A 352-nucleotide genomic window follows, 5' to 3' on the forward strand; every position below is an offset into this window, starting at 1 on the left:
GCTGAATACTGGGACTTGAAGCTCAAGCAGCAGTTTGAGAAGGCGTTTGCCTATGAACTGCCCGACTCGGTGAAGGATGTAACTTTAAGCATATACCTTACGAGCATTGGGCGTGGTGTGGAATGGCTGGGAGCGGAGCCGGAAAGCGTGAGTATGGAAGGAGACAAGGGCACAGTGACCATGAAGATCCGCTACCGCTGGACTTTCACTCAGGACCAGCCCCAGGAGGGGATGATCGGCCGACACACAGAGGAATGGAGATTCTACGACGGAAAATGGTATCATGTTTACACCGGGAGGCGTGGTGAGACTCAGGATCCAAAGGCTTCACCTGGGACGGGTGAAAAGAGTG

The 352-nt window shown here is 53.7% G+C and carries 1 protein-coding gene; it reads left to right on the forward strand.

Annotated features, from left to right (window positions below; genetic code table 11):
• Positions 1-15: 15 nt before the first annotated feature.
• Positions 16-352 (forward strand): hypothetical protein (locus BRSPCE3_RS35810; protein WP_244071829.1); only part of this gene is annotated, 337 nt, incomplete at its 3' end.

Origin of the sequence: Bradyrhizobium sp. Ce-3 (assembly GCF_022835695.1) — a bacterium.
Lineage (GTDB): Bacteria > Pseudomonadota > Alphaproteobacteria > Rhizobiales > Xanthobacteraceae > Bradyrhizobium.